We start from the raw sequence: 23,170 nt of genomic DNA on the forward strand, positions 1-23,170 counted from the left end.
GTTCCTCTTTGCCCGGACAGCGGTATCGTTCCGCCTTGGTACCCGAGCTTTCAGGGTTATACGCATTGTCAGAGGACCTAACGCGTCCCACCACGCTCCCTGGGAGCACGGGGGATGTGGCCCACCCGGGAGTATCTAGCAATAAATCAGCCAACCTTCTGAGTGACAAAGTCGACAGGGTCGCCGGCAGGTGGGAACCGGGCCTTCATGCAACTTCGATGAAATTGCCGTTAACCAGTTGAAAATGCTATGTTTTCAGGCCCCTCAGGCCTCAACCCAAGCGACTCAGGGATGGGGCCCCTGTTGCTGAAAAACAACACTCAAGCGCCCGCGGTTTTGGCTGCCAGAGGCTACTTTGCGCTGTCTTTGAGCGCCGCCTGTGCCGCTGCAAGACGCGCGATCGGCACCCGGTAGGGGGAGCAGGAGACGTAATCGAGGCCCGCGCGGTGGCAAAATTCCACCGAGGCCGGGTCGCCGCCGTGCTCGCCACAAATTCCCAGCTTGATGCCGGGGCGCGTACGTTTGCCGCGCTCGGCCGCAATCTTGACCAGCTCGCCGACGCCTTCCTGGTCCAGTGTCACGAAGGGATCCTTCTCGTAGATGCCCTTCTCCGAATAGGCCTGCAGGAAGCGGCCCGCATCGTCGCGGCTGATGCCCAGCGTCGTCTGGGTCAGGTCGTTTGTGCCGAAGGAGAAGAAGGCCGCCGAATGGGCAATTTCGCCCGCCTGCAGCGCCGCGCGTGGCAGCTCGATCATGGTGCCGACCGTATAATCGACCGTCACGCCCGTCTCCTTGAACACGGTGTTTGCTGTCTCGTCGACCAGCGCCTTGAGGATGGCCAGCTCGCGCTGCGTGGCCACCAGCGGGATCATCACTTCCGGCACCGGTTTCAGCTTGCCTTCCTTGGCGACGTTGACCGCCGCCTCGAAGATGGCACGCGCCTGCATCTCGTAGATCTCGGGGTATGTGATCCCGAGACGGCAGCCCCGATGGCCCAGCATCGGATTGCTCTCGTGCAGGTCATGCGCCCGGCGGCGCAGCTCGTCGGCATTTATGCCGGAGGCTTTCGCCACATTCGCGATGTCTTCGTCCGTATGCGGCAGGAATTCGTGCAGCGGCGGATCCAGCAGCCGGATCGTCGCCGGGCGGCCTTCCAGGATGCGGAAGATTTCCTCGAAATCAGACCGCTGCATCGGCAGCAGTTTCGCCAGCGCCTCGCGGCGGCCCTTTTCGTCGTTGGACAGGATCATCGAGCGCACCGCCGGGATGCGCTCTTCCTCGAAAAACATGTGCTCCGTGCGGCAAAGGCCAATGCCTTCCGCGCCGAACTCCACAGCCGTGCGCGTATCCAGCGGCGTCTCCGCGTTGGCGCGCACCTTCAGGCGGCGCACCTTGTCGGCCCAGCTCATCAGCTCGCCGAAATCACCCGACAGGTCCGGCTTGATCAGCGCAATTGCGCCTGCCATCACGCGGCCCGTGCCGCCATCGATGGTGACCGTATCGCCCTTTTTGAACGTGCGCCCGCGCACACTGAACTCGCCGCGTGCCACGTCGATCTTGAGGTCGCTCGCCCCGCACACGCAGGGCCGGCCCATGCCGCGCGCCACCACGGCCGCGTGGCTGGTCATCCCGCCGCGCGCCGTCACGATGGCGCGCGCGGCATGCATGCCCTTGATGTCGTCCGGGCTCGTTTCGACGCGCACCAGGATCACGTCCTCGCCCTTGCCCGCCAGCAGGAAGGCCTCGTCGGAGTCGAAAACGACCTTGCCGACCGCAGCGCCAGGGCTCGCCGGCAGGCCTTTCACGATCACGTCGTAGGGCTTGCCGCCAGCTTTCTTGTTCTCGTCATCACTCGGAATGCGCGGGTGCAGCAGCTGGTCGAGCTGCGAGGGATCAAGCCGCAGCAGGCCTTCCTTCTCGCTGATCAGCTTCTCGCGCACCATGTCGACGGCGATCTTCACCGCGGCAGCCGCCGTGCGTTTGCCGTTGCGGGTCTGCAGCATGTAGAGGCGGCCGGCTTCGACCGTGAACTCGATATCCTGCATGTCCTTGTAGTGATGTTCCAGCTTCGCAGCGACATCGCGCAGCTGCTTGTAGACCTCCGGCATCGCGTCCTCGAGCGGCTTGTCGCCCGAACCCAGCGTCGCGGCGCGCTCGCGCGAGATCGGCGCGGGTGTGCGGATGCCCGCCACCACGTCCTCGCCCTGCGCATTGATCAGGTATTCGCCGTAAAAGATCGCCTGCCCGTTCGACGGATCGCGCGTGAACGCCACGCCCGTCGCCGAGGTCTCGCCAAGGTTACCGAACACCATGGCCTGCACGTTGACCGCCGTGCCCCAGTCTTCCGGAATGTCGTTGAGCTTGCGGTAGATGATGGCGCGGTCGCTCATCCAGCTGTTGAAGACCGCCGAGATGGCGCCCCAAAGCTGCTCGCGCGGATCTTCGGGGAACGGCCGGCCCAGTTCCTTCTGCACCGCCGCCTTGTAGCGCACGATCACCGCTTTCCAGTTATCGGCATTCAGGTCGGTGTCGAGGTCGAGGCCTTCGCGCTCTTTGTAATCGTCCAGGATATGCTCGAACTCGTCATGACCGAGGCCCAGCACGACGTTCGAATACATCTGGATGAAGCGACGATAGCTGTCATAGGCAAACCGGTCGCCGGCGAGCCTGGCGAGTCCTTCGGCCACCGCTTCGTTGAGGCCGAGGTTCAGCACCGTGTCCATCATGCCCGGCATCGAGGCGCGGGCGCCCGACCGCACGGACACCAGCAGCGGGTTTGCCGGGTCGCCAAAGCCCTTGCCGGACTGGCGCTCCAACGCAGCCAGCGCCGCATTCACTTCCGCCTCAAGGCCCGCCGGATAGGCCCGGCCCGTCTGGTAATAGGCGACGCATACAGCGGTCGAAATCGTGAAACCGGGAGGTACCGGCAGGCCGAGCTTCGCCATTTCGGCGAGGTTGGCGCCCTTGCCGCCCAGCAGGTTCTTCATGGAGGCATCGCCGTCCGCCGTGCCGCCACCGAAGGCATAGACCCAGGTTTGTTCTGCGCCCTTGCGTGCTGCCTCAGCCATGCGAAATCGCCTTCCCTGTCATCTTGGTGAACGGATGGAATCTACCCGGTCCGTCCATTTGCAAGTCCTATGCTGCATCGCACACGGAATGAGAAGTGCGCGTTTCGTTTCCGAGGCGAGTGACAACGTTGTATTTTCTCGCCTCGAGGTAAGTGTTGCCGCGATATCGCGGCGTGCGCGTATTGAAGCGGAACAAACTGCCTCAGCCCTCAATCCGCGAGAAATCCGCCACCTTGTGCAGGGCGTCCCGCACTGCCTCAAGCAGCGCCAGGCGGTTGGCCCGCACGGCCGCGTCACTGTCGTTCACCATCACCCCGTCGAAGAAGGCATCGACCGGCGCACGCAGGCCTGCCAGCACGCGCATCGCCCCGGCAAAGTCTTCGTTTGCCAGCGGCGCGGCGAGCGCCGCTTCGGCCGCCGCCACCGCCTTCGCCAGCGCCTGCTCCGCCGCCGGCCCCTTGGCCACCAGCGCCGCATCCACCTTCAGGTTCTCCGGCAGCGCGCCCTTCTTCTCTTCCGCCTTCAGGATGTTCGCCGCCCGGCGATACCCTGCCAGCAAGGTCGCCCCGTCCTCGGTCTCCAGGAACGCCCCCAGCGCCTCGACCCGCTTCACGATCAGCACGAGGTCATCCTCACCCAGCGCAAACACGGCGTCGATCAGATCGTGCCGCTTGCCCTGATCACGAAGCACTTGCTTGAGACGGTCGGCGAAGAAGGCGAGGAGGGTAGGATCGACGAGTGTGTCGACTGCCTTTGCAACCGCCTCTTTGACGCTTTTCGAACGCCCGCCATCACCGGCGGGTTTGACAGCGAGCGGCGCATTCAAGATTGCATCCGACAGTTTAAGGCGCACGCCATTTTCTAGGATCATCCGCACCACGCCAAGCGCCGCGCGCCTCAGCGCAAACGGGTCCTTCGATCCCGTGGGCTTTTCATCAATCGCCCAGAAGCCCACCAGCGTGTCGAGCTTGTCCGCCAGCGCGACGGCCACCGCTACCGGCTCAGACGGCACGGCATCGTTCGGCCCCTGCGGCTTGTAGTGATCGCGGATCGCATCGGCGACGCGCGCGTCTTCGCCCGCAGCCCGGGCATAATACCGCCCCATCACACCCTGCAGTTCCGGGAACTCGCCGACCATCTCCGACACAAGGTCCGCCTTCGCCAGCCGCGCCGCGCGCTCGGCAAGCACCGGGTCCGCGCCAACCTTCGGCGCCAGTTCCCGCGCCAGCGCCGCCACGCGGTCTACCTTGTCGCCGAGCGACCCCAGTTCTTCCTTGAACGCGATGGTTTTCAGCTTCTCGCCCATCACCTCCAGCGGCGTTGCCTTGTCCTTCTCCCAGAAGAAGCGTGCATCCGACAGGCGGGCTGACAGCACGCGCGCATTGCCTTCGGCAATTTTCGCTCCGCCATCAGTGGCGGCAATGTTCGCCACCACGATGAAGTTCGGCGCCAATCCCTCGGCACCCGGACGTTTCACCGCGAAGTATTTCTGGTGCGTGCGCATCGACAGGCGGATCACTTCCGGCGGCAGGTCCAGGAACGACGGCTCCATCTGTCCCAGAACGACCACCGGCCATTCCGCGAGCCCTGTCACCTCTTCCAGCAGCCCCTCATCCGGCACCAGCTCCAGCCCGGACGCGCTGCAAACGTCCTCGATTCCCGCCAGGATGCGCGCGCGCCGGTCCGCCCGCGACAGGATCACATGGCCCTTGCCTTCCAGCTGCTTCTTGTAGTCCGCCCAGGATTTGACCGTATACGGACCACGTCCGTGCACGCGGTGCCCCTCGGTCTCGTTCCCGCTCGCCGCGCCGCCCACCTCGAACGGTACTACGCCTCCGTCCAGCAGGCAGGTGATCCGCTGCAGCGGGCGCACCCAGCGCAGGTCCCCGTCCGCCGTCCGCATGGACTTCGGCCAGTGGAACGTCTTGACGATCTCCGGCACCGCTTCGGCAATCACATCCTTCGCGTCGCGTCCCGGCACAGAGAGATAGGCCACATAGAAGTCGCCCTTCTTCGCATCGGAGACGATCTCCGCCTGGTCGAGGGAAGCGAGCCCCGCCCCCCGCAGGAAGCCCGCAATCGCCTGCTCCGGCGCGCCGACCTTCGGGCCCTTCTTCTCTTCGCGCACATCCGCCGAGCGCGCGTCCAGCCCTTCGACCACAGCGGTCAGCCGGCGCGGGCCGGACACCGCAAACGCGTTCTTCCAGCCAAGCCCCGCCGCCTTCAGGCGCGCCGTCAGCGCGGCCAGCAGGTCCGCCTCGGCCTTCGCCTGCATGCGCGCAGGAATTTCCTCGGAGAAGAGTTCAAGCAGGAGTTCAGCCATGGGGCCCCGGCGGCAGGAGTTTCGCGTGGGTCACGGCATAGACGCGCGCGCGCCGGGGTCAAGGGCGGCGCGCGGCGACAGGTCGGCCCACCCCGGCCAGACCGGGGCCCGGCCCATGCCTGCTACCAGCAGGCCGTCCGGGTTCCGGCCCTCGCCGGAATGGGCTGACGCCTGGCCTAGAGGCGCCGATCGATGCGGTCTTCGCGGCGGTCGAGGCGGTTCTCGGCGCGGTCGAGCTTGTCCTCAGCCACGTCGCGCGGCCCGCGGTCATACGCTTCGTCGCGGCGGCTCTCGCGGCGGTCTGCCTTGTTCTCGAACCGGTCGAGGCGGTCTTCGGCATGATCAGCGCGGCTGTCTTGCGGGATGTCGCCGCGGATCTCGGCGGCGGTCAGGCGGTGGTCGATCCGGCCAAGGCGTTCGGCCGGTCCGGCCAGCGCCGCCGGGGCAGCGAAAGCGGCAATCAATGCAGCGGCAATCAGGGGTTTGAACATGGGATGGTCCTCTCTGTTTGAGTGACCCGTCGAACCGGATCACGCCCCTTCAACGCACCTGCCGGCCCGCTTCCGTCGCCACCCTCCAAAAGAATCTTCGCGTAAGTGATTGTTTTTTATATGAATAAACGTTCAGGCTCGCTCATCATGCGGCCTCGGCCAGTGCACGAAGGCCAGCGCCAGCAGGCACAGGATCAGCAGTACGCTGTATTCCATTCCGTTGCGCCCGAGGCCGACCACGAACCATCCGTTCGGCAGGTGCACCATCACCATCCCAAGCGCCAGGATCCCGACATGCCCGAGGCAGAGCACGCTCACGAACCGGCGCAAGATGATGAAGGCCGGCGCCACCAGTTCATACCCCGTCACGCCCCACGCCCAGGCAATCCCCACCGGAAACCCCTGTGCCTCCAGCCAGCCCCCGAACGGCGCCACGCCGCCCGCCGCTACGCGAGCCGCGCCATGCACAAAGATCAGAAGCGCCACGCCGATGCGGATTGCAGCAAGCGCGGGCGGTGCGGGTATTCAATGGTACGCTCATGTCTCGTCCCTTTTTCGCACGCGGGAGGCGGTCCAGAGGCAAGCCCTAAGCCTTCGCCGCGTCGCTCTCGGCCCACTGCGCCGCCGCCCCGCGCGCAAGGTCCCGCACGCGCGCAATATAGGCCTGCCGCTCGGTCGGCGAAATCGCGCCGCGCGCATCAATCAGGTTGAACGTGTGCGAGGCCTTCAGCGCATAGTCATACGCCGGCAGCGGCTTGCCCGCCGCGCGCAGCGCGTTCGACTGGTTCTCGCAATCGGCAAACCAGCGCTTCAACATCTCGACATCCGAATGCTCGAAATTGAACGCGCTCTGCTGGCGCTCGTTCTCGAGGAACACGTCGCCGTAAGTGAGCGGCACCGCGCTCGCCGGATCGTTGAACGGCAGGTCATAGACCCGGTCCACACCGAACACGTACATGGCAAGTCGCTCGAGCCCGTAGGTCAGCTCGCCCGAAACCGGCGCCACATCGAGGCCGCCCACCTGCTGGAAGTACGTGTACTGACTGACTTCCATCCCGTCGCACCAGACTTCCCAGCCAAGCCCCCAGGCGCCCACGGTCGGGTTCTCCCAGTCATCCTCCACGAAGCGGATGTCATGCACAGCGGGGTCGATCCCGATGCGGTAGAGGCTCTCGAGGTAGAGATCCTGCAGATTTGCCGGGTTCGGCTTCAGGATCACCTGGAACTGATAGTAATGCCCGAGCCGGTTGGGGTTCTCGCCGTAGCGTCCATCCTTCGGCCGGCGCGAGGGCTGCACGTATGCCGCCCGCCACGGCTTCGGCCCCAGCGCGCGCAGCACGGTGCCCGGATGCAGCGTCCCGGCGCCCACTTCCATGTCATACGGCTGCAGGATCGCGCAGCCCTGCGCGGACCAGTAGGCCTGCAATGTCAGGATCAGGTCCTGAAAGGATTTCGGTTTGGCATGGGCTTTGGGCGCAGGCATCTTGAACTCATCGGTCAGGGAAATCCCGGCCTAGCGCCAAGCCCGCCCCCGCGCAACCGGTCTCACTTTTTCCGGCGCTCGGTGTTGTAGTCGCGCTGCCCGAACCACCCGATCCACGAAATCGCGATGCCCAGCGCGAGGGCGGCAATAAAGAGGAAGGTGAACATGGTCTTGCGCCCTTGTTGGCCCCCAAAGCCTAAAGTTGGCCCCCCCACCCCCGATTACAAGAGCGATCAGCGCCCTCACCACTCGATTGCCTGACCCTCGACGATGCCCTGCGCCGCCGCCGTCCGCGCGCTGCCATCGACCTCATGCGTCACCAGCGGCGCCAGCAGTGTCAGCGGCCCCCGCTTCAGCCCCTTGCGCGCCCGCACCAGCACCCGCCGCGCCGCCTCGCCCGCCTTGGAGGCCAGCGGCAGCACCGTGATCTCTCCCGCTTGCCGGTCGAGCTGCGCCAGCAGCCGTGCCAACTCTGCCGCTCGGTGGATCATCACAACCGGCGCCCGCGGCTTTGCAGCAAACAACATCGCCTTCACCCAGCCTTCCAGCGGCAGGCTCTCGATATACGCCCCCGCCTTGCCCTCGCCCGGCGCCGAGATCTTTCCCGGCTCGAAGTAAGGCGGATTGGCAAACACCAGGTCAAACCGGTTTTCCTGCCCCTGCACGAAGGTCGAGGCCTCGCCCGTCTCGATGCTCACCCGTGCGCCAAACCCGTTCAGCCCCGCGCCTGCGCGCGCTAGCTCCGCTGTCTCAGCCGCTTGCTCAACACCTGTAAAACTCACCCCAGGAAGCCGGAACGCCGCCGGCAACAGCGCGCCGCCGCAGCCGCAGCCCAGCTCCAGCGCCTCGCCCCTGGTCAGCGCCGGCAGCGCCGCCGCCAGCGCAAGCGAGTCAAACCCTGCGCGAAATCCCGCCGCCGGCTGCACCAGCGTTACCCGGCCCTGATAGACGGTATCTTGTGTCGTGGCGCTCATCCGGGCTCTACGCCTCGCAGCGCCATACGCGCACGGGCAATTTCGCCCTGAGCTACCAGCACACGGCGCGGAAAGATGCCGATATTGCCCTCGATGGCCGAGATGTGCCGGTCGAGCACGACAAATGCCACGCCGGCTTCGGCGAGCAGATGCTCGATGTAAGACAGTTTCACCGGATCGTTCGTCCGGAAGACCTCTTCCATCAGCCCGCGGTAACCCGCAGATTCATGTCCACTGATCGGGCGTCATACGCCGACGGCCTGTCTGGTTTGGGGTTCGCGCCAGTCACGATCTCGATGGTCTGCGTGGTCTTGCCTGAGCCGCCGCCGCCCAGCGGAATGCCGATACCTAGGCCCACCCCGACGCCGGACGAGCGGCCATAGCTGCTGGTGCCTCCACCGATGCTGACCGACGGGCCACCACCGCGCGACTCTTCGGTATCGGCTCCCTCGCTGGTGATCTCGAACCAGTCTTTGCCCTCCATCAGGGTGATCTCGGACGCCCTCAGCAAGGCCATGTTGCGCGCGCGTACAGGGTCGGGATCGGTATAGGAGATGATGTGCCGCCCCTGCTCGATCTGCTGGGACAGGTAGCCAACGCCGCGATCGGACTTGGCGGGACCATAAGCCGGCGTCGTGGCGCAAGCAGCCATCACGGCGAGGGCGGGGATCAGGAATACGTGCTTCATGCGCCACATCTAGCGCGAATCCGGCTCGCTTGTCAGCCTTACGAAGGATTCATGGTTGCTGGCCGCCCCGTCCAGGGTCCAATACGTGCGGCCGGGTGCCACGTCGCCTTGGCGAACCCCTCACGTAGAGTTACCTAACAAGTCAGAGCCATCCCCGGAGTTCCCGTCTTGACCCTTGCCCCCAAACCGAAAAGCAAGGCGGCCCTGTCTTCGGTGGTGGACCGGATGCAGGCCCTGGTCGCGTACGATCTGGGCCAGGTCGAGCATCTCCTCGCCACCCGCGCTGCCAGCCCCGTTGCCATTATCCCGGACCTCTCCGGCTATATCGTCTCCGCCGGCGGCAAGCGCCTGCGCCCGCTGATCACACTGATTGCGGCCAACGCCGTCGGCAAGGCCAGCGCCGCCACCCACGCCCTCGCCGCGGCCGTCGAGTTCATCCATACCGCCACACTGCTGCACGACGACGTCGTCGACGAGAGCGAACTGCGCCGCGGCAAGCCCGCCGCCAAGACCCTCTGGGGTAACAAGGCATCCATCCTCGTCGGCGATTTCCTCTTCGCCCGCGCCTTCAACCTGTTGGTCGAGACCAACAGCCTCACCATCCTGAACCGCCTCGCCACCGCCTCCACCGTGATCGCAGAAGGCGAAGTGCGTCAGCTCGCCGCCATGGCGACGCGCGACCTGCCGACCGAAGAATACCTGGCCATCGTCGAGGCTAAGACCGGCGCCCTGTTCGAAGCCGCAGCCGAAACCGGGGCCATGTCGGGCGGCGGCGAAGGCCACGCTCCGGCGCTCGCCACATATGGCAAGAATCTCGGCCTCGCCTTCCAGATCATCGACGACGCGCTCGACTATGGCGGCACCACGTCGGTCATCGGCAAATCCGTCGGCGACGATTTCCGGGAAGGCAAGATCACCCTGCCGGTCATCATCGCGCGACGCCGCGGCTCGGACGAAGACCGCGCCTTCTGGGACCGCGCCCTGAACCCGGCCACGCAGGAAGATTCGGACCTCGCCCACGCTGTCCACCTGATCCGTGCGACCGGCGCCTCTGAGGCCACCGTTCAGGAAGCCGAAGCCTATGCCGCCCTCGCCAAGGGCGCCCTGCGCACGCTTCCAGCCTCCCCCTTCCGCGACGCGCTCGAAGACCTCGCAGACTTCTGCGTCAGCCGAGCGTACTGAACCCGCTCCCCTCATCTGCAAGCGCAGGAGAGGCCGGAGGCGATGTCCCTCAGGAAGGCAGCTATGCCGCCAGCGCCCGGCCCAGCGTCACCCGCGACCGAACCCACAGCACAATCCCAGCGATCAGCAGCGCGCCGAACACCGCCGCATCCAGCCGCGGTCCGCCGGCGCCAGACACGCCGAACAAGCTCGCCAACGGCCCGGCCAGCACCGCCCCCGCACAAACCGCCGTCATGCCCCACCACAGCCGGGCCACGCGGCCATGGCTCCAGCCAGACCGCAGCAGCAACTGATAAGCATGGTCACGGTGCGCCTGCATCACCGGCCGTCCCTTCAGCGCCCGCCAGCCGAGTGTCATGAACACGTCCACCAGGATTGGCAGGCACAGAGTCAGCGGGATCAGCACCGGCCCGTTGATGGCAAACATCGCTGAGGCCCCGCCGATCAGTCCGCCTACGGACAGTGAGCCCGCGTCTCCAGCAAAAAGGCGGCCATTCAGGTTCCAGGCGAGGAAGCCGCCGATCGCTGCCGCTTCAGCCAGCAGCAGGCCAAGCATCACCGACGCCGCGTCCCGGTCTGCCGCATACGCCGCCTGCGGCAGCAGCAACAAGGCCAGCGCCGCGAGGATGATCAGCGCCGAGCCAAGCGCGATGCCATTGGCGCCGTCCATGAAATTCACGGCGTTCGCCATCACGAAGATCCACGCCGCCACCAGCAGCATGCCGGCAATCCGCCCGAGCCCGATATCAAGCCCGCTAAGCCAGATACGTTCCGGTACCGGCCCGATCTGGGCCGCGATCACCGCTGCGCCCAGCAGCGCCAGCAGTTTCGGCAGCGCCGGCATGCCGGAGGCGTCATCATACCAGCCGAGCAGCGCCGCAAACACAGTGAACGCAGCCAGTCCTGCCAGCGGCGGCTGCCCGAGCAGCGCCGCGACCGGCTCCCCCGCCGCCGCCAGCACGGCCGCGCCGGCCGTGAGCCCTGCAAGAATTCCTATTCCGCCGGAACTTGGCACTGGCGCTGTCTGCATCTTGCGCGCCCCGTCGGGCGCATCTTTCGGGCCGAACCGGATCATCAGCCAGCAGACGAAAAGGCTGACCGCAAAGGGGGCCAGCAACAACGCTGCCAGGATCATGTTGCCGCGCCCAGTCGCGTCGGCACCGACCACCAGTCCGGTTTCTCGGCCTTCAGTGCGACCGAGGCGAGTTCCGCCAGCGAGATTGCATCGAACACCGCAAAGCAGGTCGCGCCCGATCCGCTCATCCGCGCCAGCCGCACACCGCGTTGCGCCCGCAGGAAATCCAGCACGTCCGAGATCTCCGGCACCAGCGCCGTCGCCGGCGCCTCGAGGTCATTGCGCTGGTAGGCCAGCCAGTCGGTCAGGTGGTCCTTGTCGAGAAAGCCCGGCAGCGGATCGACCTCCACGAAATCCTTGCCCCCGCCAGCGGCATCATAGGCGGCAAACACAGGCCCGGTCGGGCACGGCGCATGTGAGTTCACCAGCAGCGCGGGAATCCGGAACGGCAGGTGTGCCGGCTCCACCCGTTCACCCTCGCCCCGCATCAGCGACGGCACGGCCGCAAGCGACACCGGCACATCCCCGCCAAGGCCGGGCGCCACCTGCGCCGCATATGAAGGATCAATCCCCCACAGCTCGGTCAGCAGCCGCAGCGCCGCCGCCGCATCCGACGATCCGCCGCCGATCCCTGCCGCCACCGGCAGACATTTCTGCAAGGCAAGTTTTGCGCCCTTCCTGCAGCCGGACGCGGCCTGCAGCGCCTCGGCCGCCTTCAGCACAAGATTGTCCTCGACCCGGCCCGATACCGGGGCAAACGGCCCGGAAACCGTCAGGCTGAGGTCATCTGCCGCCTCCGCTGTCACATAGTCAGCGGCGCGCTCGTCTGAGAAGACGACGAGCGAGTCGAGATCATGCCGTCCGTTCGGCTTTACCGGGGCGACATGCAGGAACAGGTTCACCTTGGCCGGCGCCCAGGCTTTTAGCAGTGTCATCGTCCGCCCTCCCCGGCGTCTTGCCTATTGCGCGACAAGCGCGCCGGCAGGTGCCGGCGCCGCAGCAAGGCCCGTCACCAGTTTCTGTGCAATCACCACGCGGTCATCCGCCTGCGGATCAAGTTTCAGGGCGCGGCTCCACTGGAACCCCGCCTCCTTGCGGCGACCGGCCTTCCAGTAGGCATCGCCAAGATGGTCATTCAGTACGGGATCACCGGGCAGCAGTTCCACCGCGCGTTCAAGCAGCTCCACCGCCTCGTCATACTGGCCCAGTTGATAGTGCGCCCAGCCGAGGCTGTCGACGATATGGCCCGACTGCGGCTCCAGCACCAGAGCCTGCCGGATCAGGCTGAAGCCTTCTTCCAGATTGATGCCCCGGTCGATCCAGGAATAACCGAGATAGTTCAGCACGTTCGCATTGTGCGGATCGATCGCGAGCGCTTCCTTCAGGTCCGTCTCCGCACTTTCCCAGTTCGACTGGCGCTCACGCGAGGCGCCGCGCAGGAAGAACACCCGCCAGTCCTTGCGCCCTTCGGCTTCGTCACTCAGCATCACTTCGGTCAGCAAAGCTTCGGCCTCGGCATAGCGCTCCTGCGCCCGGTGAAGGTCGGCCACCTGCAGGCGCAGGCTGCGTTCCGGCTTTATCTTCAGCGCCTCGATGGCCACCACCAGTGCCTCGTCCGGTCTTTCCTGTGACAGGAGGATGCCGGCAATCTGGCCGCGCGCCGCCGCATAGAACGGCGAGGAGGCCGGAACATCACTCAGCACACGGATGGCCGCATCCGGCCGCTTGCCCTGCACCAGCGACTGGCCGAGCAGCGTGCGCGCCTGATGCAGCTGCGGGTCGAGTGCAACGGCCAGCACGAAATAGACCGAGGCGATGTCATCGTCCGTCTGCAGCATGAGCGCGGAGGCCGGCAGGAACATCGCCAGCGCTGCACCCTGGCGCGTTGTCAGCCGTTTCGGCGTGATGGTCTCGCCTGCCTCGATCCGCGTTTTCAAGACGCCGAGGGCCGCGTTGGCGCCGACTTCAGTGCGGAACTGGTCGAGGATAGCCACCGCCTTGTCGCGCTCGCCGCTCGCCGCAAGCAGCTCGGCATAAGCCTCCGCGCCCACAGCGAGGCGCGCGCCCGAGGCCCAGATCCGGTCGAAGGTCTGGATCGCACCGGCGTCATTGCGCGCCGCTGCCTGCATCAGGCCGAGCATGTGCAGCGTCGCATTGTCGAGGCGGGCATCGCCGGTCAGGTTCTGCTGCAACATCGCCTCGGCGGCCGCCGCGCCTTCAGTGTCGAGCAGGCTCCAGGCTTCCAGGTTGCGGGCGATCATCCGGTTGAAGGCGCGCAAGTCGCTCGCCTCGATGATCTCGATGGCGTGCTCCGTCTTGCCGCGTGCGATGGCATCCACCGCCAGCGTCAGGCGCACCAGCGCCGCTTCGCTGCCGGCATCATTGGCCCGCCGCGCAAGGCCGGCGGCGACGCCGTAGTCGCCGGCCAGCAGCGCGGAGAACACAGCCCGCTCCGCCACACCCAGATCCTCCGGCGCGGTGCTGATCGCCGAAGCGTAGTGGCGCGCCGCCACCTGGGGATCATTGGTCAGCGCCGCAAAGCGCGCGATCATGAAGTCGCTGTAGGCCCGGGCCTCATCCGGCCGGTCGGCGGAGGGATAGGTGGTACGCGAGAACGGGCTCGAGGCGCAGGCAGCGGCCAGAAGCAGCGGCGCGAGGGCCAGCAGGAAACGTTGGGTTTTCATCGGCGGAAATTCGCAGCATCCGGCAGATGCGGCAAGGGGCGGCGCGCCGCGGCAGGTCTCAGTTGGCTGCAAGCCGTAAGTCCTGTGCCTCGAAATACGTGTCGATCGCCTCGGCGATCGCCTCCACCGCCGCCTTGCGGCCCTTGTCGGACTGCAGCCGTTTGGCATCCGCCTCATTGGTCAGGAAGCCGAGCTCCAGCAGCACAGCCGGCACGTCCGGGGCCAACAGCACATAGAAGCCGGCATTCCGGTGGGTATTGCGCAGCACCGGCCCGGCCTTCTCCAGCTGGGGCAGCAGGAACTCGGCAAACTCCGCCGAGCGGGTCTTGGTCTCGCGCTTGACGAGATCCTCCAGCAGGCCGTTCAGCCGTTCTGGGGTGCCATCTTCGATGGCGATCTTCCAGTCATTCTTCGTCGCCTCCCGGTCGATCCGCGTCTCGCCCCGGGCCGAGATCGTATAGACCGAGGCGCCGGACACCGAGGCGGACCCTGCCGCATCGGCGTGCAGCGAAATGAACAGGTCAGCGCCCCAATTGCGCGCCAGCGTTACCCGGTCCTCATGTTCGACATAGATGTCTGACTCCCGGGTGAGCCGCACATCATATTTGCCGCCCTTCTCCAGAACGTCGCGCAGGGCGAGCGCCGCTTTGAGGGTGATTTCCTTTTCTTTGCCGCCCGTCAGGGCCATCGCGCCGGGGTCCCTGCCCCCATGCCCGGCGTCGATAACGACCACATGCTTGCGCGCGCCCCCAGGAGAGCGCCCCGCCGGCCACTTGCCGCCCGCGAGCTGTTTCGTGGCCTCGGCCCGGGCCGCCGCCATCTCGGTTTCCAGTTTCGCCAGTTTCTTCACATCCCGGCGCGCCGCCACCGTGTAGCGAGCCGGAGAGATCGTATCGAGGTCAAGGATCACCCGGTAGGCGCGCTCCTTGCCGGTCGGCGGCAAACGCAGCATCCGGGTGACCGCCATCGGACGGTCCAGCACGAATTCCAGACGGCCCGGCTCCAGCGACCAGGACTCCACGCCGCCACTGCCTTCACCCGCTGCAGAGTACCCGTTCTGCGAGAGAAGCAGCACAACCTTGCGTTCCCCTGGCGCTTCCGTCACCAGCCCGTCAGCGGTTTCGGCGACATCCGTCCAGATGGTGATCCGGGTGGGGGCGCCGTCGCCTACGATTCGCACCTGCGTGACGTCTGCCGAAGCCGGCAGGCACCATATAAATCCTAGTAATATCAAAAGTATAGGCAGGAATCTCGGCATTGGATCAGTTCGCGGGCCTGGCAAGCAGTCAAACGGTCGGTAACCTTGCTCTTAGACCGATGAAGATTAACCTCCGCTTGACCGCGCCTTCACGGCGGGCCGCAGGACCTTCGGAATTTGGCCCTTTCATTTCCGGATGAAATTGGGCACTATCAACCCGTGGCCGTCCGAAGGGGCTGGCCCAAAGGTTTCCCTCTAGCGCGCACCATCCCGGCTTCCCCGGAAAGGCAAGCGGGCCGCGCGCTCCGGAAAGCAAGGATCAATGCGCAACTGTGCCGCCGCCAATACAGGAACCGCCGGGTCGCCAATGCGATTCGCGGAGCCGTCAGGCGTGGCATTCCCCTCAAATCATATTGCCGGCCTTCGGGGCCAACCGAGGCGCCATGCGCCCTGGCCCGCTGCGCCGGACCGAAAGGTTCTGTTACATGAGCAGATTGATGCTGATCGACGCCGCCCATCCCGAAGAAACACGGGTAGCGATCGTCAACAACGGCCAGGTTGACGATTTCGACTTCGAATCAACCGGCAGCGAACAACTCCGCGGAAACATCTACCTCGCAAAAGTGACCCGGGTGGAGCCTTCGCTCCAGGCGGCCTTTGTGGAGTACGGTGGCAACCGCCATGGCTTCCTCGCCTTCAGCGAGATTCACCCGGACTACTACCAGCTGCCCGCCGAGGACCGCGAAGCCCTGCTGCGCGAAGCCGCCGAAGAAGCCGCCGCCGCCATCGAGGACGATGACGATGATGACGGCCCGTACGTGCCCCATGGCGTTGCCGCCGAAATGGAACGCGGCGGCCATGACCATTCCGGCCACGACCATGATCACGACCACGATCATGACCAAGACGGCGAGAACGGCGCTGAGACCGAAGCGGACGCTGAAGCCGGCGACGAGGACGAGAGCGACGGCGAAGAGAACGGCGGCGAAGATGCGCCGAAACCCAGCCAGCCGCGCCAGCGCGCCCGCAGCGAACGTGCCGCCCGCCCGGCCTCCACCCGGACGCCGATTTCGAAGCGCTATAAGATCCAGGAAGTGATCCGCCGCCGGCAGGTCATGCTGGTGCAGGTCGTCAAGGAAGAACGCGGCAACAAGGGCGCCGCCCTCACCACCTATCTCTCGCTCGCAGGTCGCTATTCTGTACTGATGCCGAACACCCCCCGGGGCGGCGGCATCTCGCGCAAGATCGTCAACTCGGCCGACCGCAAGCGCCTGAAGTCCATCGTCGCCGAACTCGACATCCCGGAAGGCCAGGGCCTGATCGTACGCACCGCCGGCGCCAAGCGCACCAAGGCCGAGATCAAGCGCGACTATGACTACCTCTCGAAACTCTGGGAACAGATCGTCGAAAAGACCCTGACCTCCGAAGCCCCTGCGCTGATCAATGCCGAAGGCGGCCTCGTTCACCGCGCCATGCGCGACATGTTCGACAAGGAGATCGAGGAAGTCTGGGTCCAGGGCGACGACGCCTACCGCGAGGCGAAAGACCTCGCCAAGATCATCATGCCGAGCCAGGCCAAGAAGGTTCAGCAGTGGCGGGAGGATGATCCGCTCTATGTCGCCGAAGCCGTCGAAGGGCAGCTCGATTCGATCTACTCGCCGACCGTTCAGCTGAAGTCGGGCGGATATCTGGTGATCAACCAGACCGAAGCCCTTGTCGCTATTGACGTGAACTCCGGCAAATCGACCCGCGAGCGCAATATCGAGCAGACCGCCGTGCGCACCAACCTGGAAGCGGCCGAAGAGGCGTGCCGCCAGATGCGCCTGCGCGACCTCGCCGGCCTGATCGTCATCGACTTCATCGACATGGAGGAGAACAAGAACAACCGCGCCGTCGAGAAACGCCTGAAGGAGTGCCTGAAGGTTGACCGCGCGCGCGTCCAGCATGGCCGCATCTCGCAGTTCGGCCTGATGGAAATCTCCCGCCAGCGCCGCCGCCAGGGCGTTCTGCAGGCAACCTCCGATCCGTGCGAAGCGTGCAACGGTACCGGCCGCCGCCGCTCGATTCCGTCAGCTGCGCTGCAACTGATCCGCGCCATCGAGGCCCGGGCTGCCATCGGCGCGCTGAAGGGCATCTCGGTGAAGGCGCCGACGGATGTGGCCCTCTACATCCTCAACAACAAACGCGAAGCGCTGATTGAGATCGAGCGGGTCGCCGGCTTTGCCGTGTCGATCCATTCATCAGAAGACATGCTGCCGGGCGACTTCCAGCTTGATGCCGAGCGTGACCCGAATGCCAAGCCGAAGAAGCGCCAGACGCCGCGCTCGCTGATGAAGCCCACCCCGGCTTCGGTCCGCGACGAGGACGATGAAGACGCCGAGGACATCGAAGACACCGCTGAGGAGACGGAAGAGGACAGCGAAGACGCTGCCGAGCCGCGGGCCGAACGCCCCGAGGGCGCCGAAGGCGGCAATGGCGGACGCAAGCGCCGCCGCCGCCGCCGCGGCGGCCGCAATCGCGGCGAAACCCGCGAGACGGGCCTTGAAGTGGTCGATGCCGAGACCCCGGCTCAGGGCGACGCGGTGATCACCTCGGATGAGGATGATAGTGAGGACGACGAGGACGAGGGTGACGAGTCCGGTGTTGCACCGCGTGCAGACGGCGAGGAAGGCCCGCGCAAGCGCCGCCGCCGCGGACGCCGGGGCGGCCGCCGCCGCCGCCGTTCGGGCGAGGGACGTCCGGAGGGTTCCGAGATTGCCGCGATCGCCGATGGCGGCGCCTATCTCGACGGCCTCTCGGCCAGCGCCGATGCCATGCTTTCGGATGAGGAACCAGAAGGCGTCGCCGCCGAGCTGGAACTCGAGGCTCCGATGGAAGGCGAGGCGGAACCTGCTGCCGAGGCGCCTGCCCCGAAAGCCCGCGCCCCGCGCAGCCGCCGCCCGAGAGCCGCGCCGGTTGAAGCTGAGGCGGACGCGGCTGCTCCTGCGGCCGAGGAAGCACAGCCGGTTGCCGAAGCGCCCTCGCCTGAGCCGGAACCTGTGATGGCGCAAGCCGAAGCGCCGGCTCCCGCGCCTGCTCCGGAACCCGCTCCTGCGCCCCAGCCCGAAGGCCCGCGCAAGACCGGCTGGTGGAACCGCGCAAAGAAATAATCCGGGAGCGGATGTTTTGGATTGACGAGAGGGCGGCTGCGGCCGCCCTTTTTTTTCCGGCGCCTCCCCCTTGATGGCAGAATTCATCTGAGGATGACGCGCGACCGGGGAGATCGCAATTGATCCGCCTCAAACAAGAAGAGGCCGGAGCAGCGCTGCTCCGGCCTCTTCAGCTTGTGGCCGCAAAACCTAGGCGGGCACTTTGGCTTTCGTGCCGGCGGGCGGGAAGCGGTCGTAGAAACCTTCGCCCTTGGCGGCCATGTCGCGCAGCAACTTGTTCGGGCGGAACCGGTCGCCGTACTTATCGGCGAGGCGGTCGGCTTCGGCGACGAATTCCTTGATGCCCCAGATCAGGTCGATGTAGGAGCAACAGCCGCCGGTGAACGGGGCAAAGCCCCAGGCGAGGATTGAGCCGATGTCGGCGTCGCGCGCATCCGTGATCACGCCTTCCTCAAAGCAGCGGGCGACTTCCACTGCCTGGCGGACGAGGAAGCGGTTGGTCAGCTCCTTCTTCAGCGCGGGCGGACATTCGTCGACCTTGATCTCGAGCTGCTTGTTGATATCCGGCCAGAGGCGCGACGGCTTGCCCTTCTCGTCATAGTCGTAGAAGCCCTTGCCGGCTTTCCGGCCAACGCGGCCCTGGTCTTCGACCAGCCAGGCGAGGAAGTTTGTGCGTTCGTCCGACTGCAGATCAACGCCGGTGGCTTCGGCCATGGCGCGGGTCACTTTCAGGGCGGTGTCGAGTCCAACCGAGTCGGAGACTTCAAGCGCACCCATCGGCATGCCGGCCTGGCGGCCGACATTCTCGATGATCGCCGGCTTGATGCCTTCGCCCAGCATTTCCATACCTTCGCGCGTATAGGTGCCGAAGCAGCGCGAGGTGTAGAAGCCGCGGCTGTCGTTGACGACGATCGGCGTCTTGCGGATGGCGAGCACATAGTCGATCGACTTCGCCAGGGTCGCCTCGCTGGTCTCCTTGCCCATGATGATTTCGACGAGACCCATGCGCTCGACCGGCGAGAAGAAGTGGATGCCGATGAAGTTTGCCGGACGCTTCGACGCCTTGGCGAGACCGGTGATCGGCAGCGTCGAGGTGTTGGACCCGAATACGGCATCCGCGCCCAGCACGGCTTCAGCCTGCTTGGTGATCTTCGCCTTCAGCTCTTCGTTTTCGTAAACGGCCTCGACCACGAGATCGGCGCCCTTGAAGTCATCGTAATTGTCCGTGGTCGTGATCAGAGCGAGCAGCGCGTCGCCCTTCTCCTTCGACAGCTTGCCGCGAGAGACATCCTTCTCGACGAGGCGCACAGAGTATTGTTTGCCCTTTTCAGCAGCCTCTTTCGAGACATCGACGAGCACGGTCGGAATGCCGGCCTTCGCCTGCACATAGGCAATGCCGGCGCCCATCAGACCCGCGCCGATGACGGCGATCTTCTTGAACTCCGTCTTCGGATGACCGGAGGGGCGGTTGGCGCCCTTGCCGAGTTCCTGCATCGACAGGAACAGCGAGCGGATCATTGCTTTCGCTTCAGGGCGCTGCTGCGTGTTGATGAAATAGCGCGTCTCGATGCGCAGGCCGGCATCGATCGGCACCTGGATGCCTTCATAGATGCAGGAGAGGATGTTCTTCTGGGCCGGGAAGTTGCCATAGGTTTTCGAAGACAGCATCATGTTCGCCATCGTGGCGACCTGGCCGACACCCGGCGACTTGTGCGGCACGCCGCCCGGAACCTTGTAGCCCTTCTCGTCCCACGGCGCTTTCGCTTTCGGGTTTGCCTTCACCCAGGCTTTCGCGCGGGCGACGGTTTCCGAGGACGGCGCGAGTTCGTTGACGACGCCCATCGCCTTCGCCTGCTCGGCTGTGAAGCTTTCGCCCTGCAGGATCAGCGGGAGCGCGGCCTGAACGCCGACAAGGCGCGGCAGGCGCTGCGTGCCGCCGGCGCCCGGCAGGAGGCCGATCTTGGCTTCCGGCAGGCCGAACTGCAGCTTCGGATTGTCATTAGCGGCGACGCGGTAATGCCCGGCGAGCGCCACTTCGAGACCGCCGCCGAGCGCGAGCCCGTTCAGCGCGATCGCAACCGGCTTGCCGCAGGTCTCCAGCTTGCGCAGCGTGCCGTTCAGCGAAAAGCCGGCATCGAACTGCTCTTTCTTAAGTTCGTCCACGGACTTTTTCTTCTGCTCGCCGCCCGCGCCCGCGCGGCTGCCCATTTCGCCAAGGTCGGCGCCGGCGCAGAAGCCGCTCGCTTTGCCGGAGGAGATGACGAGGCCTTTGATGGCATCGTTGGTGGCGACTTCCTTGGTGATTGCAATGATGTCGGCGACCGCTTTGCCGGTCAGCGTGTTCATGCTGCGGCCCGGCACGTCGAAGATGGCATGGGCGATGCCATCGGCATCAATGTCCCATTTGAAGGTTTCGAGGTTCATGGAATGGCTCCTTGTATGCGGAAAACTGGGGTCAGGATTTTGGAACAGGCAGATCGATCTCCGAACGGATGATCATGATTTTCTGCCAGATCTTGCTGGAAAGGTTTGTGGTGAGGCCTTCGATCTCGTTGACGGTGTGGATCACGACTTCGTCGCGCACGCTCTGCATGCAGAGCGCGGCGAGTTTGCCGGTCAGCGACAGCATCTCGGTGCAATAGTCGAGGTAACGCATGAGGTCGGCGGGCGAGAGGTCCCGGTCAGGCGAGGAGGCCGTGCGCCCCGCGCCCAGCAGGCTCGCCGGATCCTTGGTCAGCTGGTGCATGTCGATGACATGCGCGATGGAACGCAGCTCGTGCAGGGCGCCCAGCGCCTGGGACCGTTTGATGCGGGTTTCCAGGTTCAACAGGAACCAGATCGCTGCGCCCATCAGGATCAGGATGTTGGCAATCGCCTCGATGCCCTCGAACCCGATGGCATCAGGATTGATCATCAGCTGGCGGACTTTCTGCTCCACCCCCACACCGGCCATGAACAGGCCGGCAAGGAGGACGAGCGCAACCAGCCCGCGCAACAGCAGGTGAGGCTTGGATACGTCAACCACCCGCTTCACATGCGCCTCAGCAATGCGCTGAAGCTCGGCGCAGACGCCCGTCAGGCCCCGGTCCGGAAAGCGCTCGCGCACCCGGTCCCCAAGACGCGAGAGCGTCGTGAGGATCGAGTCCGCTGAAAGCGCGCTGTACCGGTCGGCGCCGCGCATGAGCGTATCAGACGCGTTCGATGATCGTGGCCGTGCCCATGCCGGCGCCGACGCACAGGGTGACCAGTGCGGTCTTCTTGCCGGTGCGCTCGAGTTCGTCGACCATCGTGCCAAGGATCATGCCGCCGGTCGCACCCAGCGGGTGGCCCATGGCGATGGCGCCGCCGTTCACGTTCATCTTCTCGTGCGGGATGTTGAGCAGCTTCATCATCAGCATGACGACGGACGCGAACGCCTCGTTAAGTTCGAACAGGTCGATGTCCTCGACAGTCATGCCGGCTTTCTTGAGGACCTTCTGGGTCACGTAGGTCGGGCCGGTCAGCATGATGCCGGGCTCGGAGCCGATCGACGCCATCGCGCGAACACGGGCGCGCGGCTTCATGCCGGTGGCCTTGCCCATCGCTTCGGAACCGAACAGGACGGCCGAGGCGCCATCCACGATGCCCGACGAGTTGCCGGCGTGGTGCACGTGGTTGATCTTCTCGAGTTCCGGATAGCGCTGCTTGATCACTTCGTCGAAACCAGCGGCGCCCATCCCGGCGAAGGACGGGTCCAGCGCGGCAAGGGTCTGCATGGTCGTGTCGGGGCGCATGAACTCGTCATGGGCGAGGCGGATGCCACCCATCTGGTCGCGCACCGGTACGATAGATTTCTTGAAGCGGCCTTCCTTCCAGGCCTGCGCGGCGCGGCGCTGGCTCTCGACGGCGAAGGCGTCCACGTCATCGCGGCTGAAGCCGTATTTCGTGGCAATCGTGTCGGCGCCGATGCCTTGCGGTGTGAAGTAGGATTTGATGGCGATCTGCGGATCGGTCGACCAGGCGCCGCCGGCGGCGCCCATTGGCACGCGGCTCATCGATTCGACGCCGCCGCCGATGGCCATGTCGGCCTCGCCGGTCATCACTTTCGAGGCAGCCATGTTGCAGGCTTCCAGGCCGGACGCGCAGAACCGGTCGACCTGCACGCCGGCGGTCGTCTCGGCATACTCGGCGTTCAGCACCGCAATGCGGGCAATGTCACCGCCCTGCTCGCCAACCGGCGAAACGCAGCCGAACACGACATCATCGACTTTCGAGGTGTCGAGATTGTTCCTGTCGCGGATGGCCTGCAGCACCTGCGTGCCGAGACTGAGTGCGGTGATCTCGTGCAGCGCACCGCTGGACTTGCCTTTGCCGCGGGGCGTGCGGACGGCGTCGTAGATATAGGCTTCGGGCATTTTGAAAGCTCCTTTCGGGGGATCAGGATGGGGTCGCCGGTGCTTTGACCGGGTTGAGTGTCAGGGAGGCGGTGGCGCGCGCGGCTTCCTTGCCGCGCGAGTCGAAGAGGTCGGCCTCTGCGAAAACCATCGCGCGGCCGATATTGCGTAAGCGGGCCGCCACTTCGATGGGGCCTGTGCGGACGGGGCGGAGGAAGTGCGTATGCATGTCCACCGTAGACGGATATTTCGACGTGCCGGCCTTCACGGTCGTCAGCATGCCGATGGCGTCATCCATCATGGCGACGAGATAGCCACCCTGGATATAGCCGGCAGGATTGGTGAATTCGGGACTGCCATTGAACCGGACGCGCGTGGTCATCGCCTTCGCGTCCAGCTCAAGCAGTTCAAAGCCGAGGGAGACCGAGCTCCTCGCAGGGCTCGGAAAGACGTCACGAAGGAGGTGACGGTCAGGCATTGCC

General features: G+C 65.5%; 18 protein-coding genes. 2 read left to right on the top strand and 16 right to left on the bottom strand.

Annotated elements, in window-relative coordinates:
• Positions 1-350: 350 nt before the first annotated feature.
• From ppdK to Q0C17_RS08805, 8 genes are all read right to left on the bottom strand, one after another.
• Positions 351-3,068, bottom strand: coding sequence for a pyruvate, phosphate dikinase (gene ppdK / locus Q0C17_RS08770; protein ID WP_291204550.1), 2,718 nt, complete (start codon positions 3,066-3,068; stop codon positions 351-353).
• A gap of 202 nt (positions 3,069-3,270) precedes the next feature.
• Positions 3,271-5,391 carry a glycine--tRNA ligase subunit beta gene (gene glyS, locus Q0C17_RS08775; RefSeq protein ID WP_291204553.1) on the bottom strand — a complete coding sequence of 707 codons (2,121 nt, stop codon included), beginning with the start codon at positions 5,389-5,391 and terminating at the stop codon, positions 3,271-3,273.
• Positions 5,392-5,567: 176 nt separating this feature from the next.
• On the bottom strand, positions 5,568-5,882 hold the full coding sequence (locus Q0C17_RS08780; protein WP_291204556.1) for a hypothetical protein: 315 nt from the start codon (positions 5,880-5,882) through the stop codon (positions 5,568-5,570).
• Between the two features lie 132 nt (positions 5,883-6,014).
• Entirely contained in the window at positions 6,015-6,407 is a 393-nt protein-coding gene (locus Q0C17_RS08785; protein ID WP_366914794.1) for a DoxX family protein, read from the bottom strand.
• 61 nt (positions 6,408-6,468) lie between these two features.
• Entirely contained in the window at positions 6,469-7,365 is an 897-nt protein-coding gene (locus Q0C17_RS08790) for a glycine--tRNA ligase subunit alpha (protein ID WP_291204562.1), read from the bottom strand.
• Between the two features lie 242 nt (positions 7,366-7,607).
• Positions 7,608-8,339 carry a methyltransferase gene (locus Q0C17_RS08795; RefSeq protein ID WP_291204565.1) on the bottom strand — a complete coding sequence of 244 codons (732 nt, stop codon included), beginning with the start codon at positions 8,337-8,339 and terminating at the stop codon, positions 7,608-7,610.
• Positions 8,336-8,542, bottom strand: coding sequence for a DUF2007 domain-containing protein (locus tag Q0C17_RS08800; RefSeq protein WP_291204568.1), 207 nt, complete (start codon positions 8,540-8,542; stop codon positions 8,336-8,338). The genes Q0C17_RS08795 and Q0C17_RS08800 overlap by 4 nt, the downstream gene beginning before the upstream one ends.
• Positions 8,542-9,027, bottom strand: coding sequence for a hypothetical protein (locus tag Q0C17_RS08805; protein WP_291204571.1), 486 nt, complete (start codon positions 9,025-9,027; stop codon positions 8,542-8,544). Before Q0C17_RS08805 ends, Q0C17_RS08800 begins: the two co-directional genes overlap by 1 nt.
• A 168-nt stretch (positions 9,028-9,195) precedes the next feature.
• On the opposite strand from Q0C17_RS08805, the gene Q0C17_RS08810 reads away from it, so the two are divergent.
• A complete protein-coding gene (locus tag Q0C17_RS08810; RefSeq protein ID WP_291204574.1) occupies positions 9,196-10,209 on the top strand; it encodes a polyprenyl synthetase family protein in 1,014 nt (337 codons plus the stop codon).
• A gap of 61 nt (positions 10,210-10,270) precedes the next feature.
• Here Q0C17_RS08810 and Q0C17_RS08815 read toward each other — a convergent pair whose 3' ends face one another.
• Genes Q0C17_RS08815 through Q0C17_RS08830 form a run of 4 tightly spaced genes read right to left on the bottom strand, consistent with a single transcriptional unit; the run spans position 10,271 to position 15,148 of the window.
• Positions 10,271-11,344, bottom strand: coding sequence for a hypothetical protein (locus Q0C17_RS08815; RefSeq protein ID WP_291204576.1), 1,074 nt, complete (start codon positions 11,342-11,344; stop codon positions 10,271-10,273).
• Positions 11,341-12,219 (bottom strand): 4-(cytidine 5'-diphospho)-2-C-methyl-D-erythritol kinase, encoded by an 879-nt coding sequence (locus tag Q0C17_RS08820; RefSeq protein WP_291204578.1) that lies wholly within the window; start codon positions 12,217-12,219, stop codon positions 11,341-11,343. Before Q0C17_RS08820 ends, Q0C17_RS08815 begins: the two co-directional genes overlap by 4 nt.
• A 24-nt stretch (positions 12,220-12,243) precedes the next feature.
• On the bottom strand, positions 12,244-13,968 hold the full coding sequence (locus tag Q0C17_RS08825) for a tetratricopeptide repeat protein (RefSeq protein WP_291204580.1): 1,725 nt from the start codon (positions 13,966-13,968) through the stop codon (positions 12,244-12,246).
• 58 nt (positions 13,969-14,026) lie between these two features.
• Positions 14,027-15,148, bottom strand: a complete 1,122-nt coding sequence (locus tag Q0C17_RS08830; RefSeq protein ID WP_291204583.1) for an N-acetylmuramoyl-L-alanine amidase — start codon at positions 15,146-15,148, stop codon at positions 14,027-14,029.
• A gap of 503 nt (positions 15,149-15,651) precedes the next feature.
• Here Q0C17_RS08830 and Q0C17_RS08835 point away from each other — a divergent pair.
• Positions 15,652-18,315, top strand: a complete 2,664-nt coding sequence (locus Q0C17_RS08835) for a ribonuclease E/G (RefSeq protein WP_291204586.1) — start codon at positions 15,652-15,654, stop codon at positions 18,313-18,315.
• Positions 18,316-18,504: 189 nt separating this feature from the next.
• Here the strand turns inward: Q0C17_RS08835 and Q0C17_RS08840 are convergent, their stop codons facing one another.
• From Q0C17_RS08840 to Q0C17_RS08855, 4 genes are read right to left on the bottom strand one after another with little or no spacing between them, the layout of a single operon-like run.
• On the bottom strand, positions 18,505-20,739 hold the full coding sequence (locus Q0C17_RS08840) for a 3-hydroxyacyl-CoA dehydrogenase NAD-binding domain-containing protein (RefSeq protein WP_291204589.1): 2,235 nt from the start codon (positions 20,737-20,739) through the stop codon (positions 18,505-18,507).
• Positions 20,740-20,770: 31 nt separating this feature from the next.
• Positions 20,771-21,496, bottom strand: coding sequence for a hypothetical protein (locus tag Q0C17_RS08845; protein WP_291204592.1), 726 nt, complete (start codon positions 21,494-21,496; stop codon positions 20,771-20,773).
• Between the two features lie 7 nt (positions 21,497-21,503).
• Entirely contained in the window at positions 21,504-22,709 is a 1,206-nt protein-coding gene (locus tag Q0C17_RS08850) for an acetyl-CoA C-acetyltransferase (protein ID WP_291204595.1), read from the bottom strand.
• Positions 22,710-22,731: 22 nt separating this feature from the next.
• Positions 22,732-23,166 carry a PaaI family thioesterase gene (locus Q0C17_RS08855; protein WP_291204598.1) on the bottom strand — a complete coding sequence of 145 codons (435 nt, stop codon included), beginning with the start codon at positions 23,164-23,166 and terminating at the stop codon, positions 22,732-22,734.
• Between the last annotated feature and the right edge of the window lie 4 nt (positions 23,167-23,170).

Source organism: Hyphomonas sp. (assembly GCF_022844445.1).
GTDB lineage: Bacteria > Pseudomonadota > Alphaproteobacteria > Caulobacterales > Hyphomonadaceae > Hyphomonas.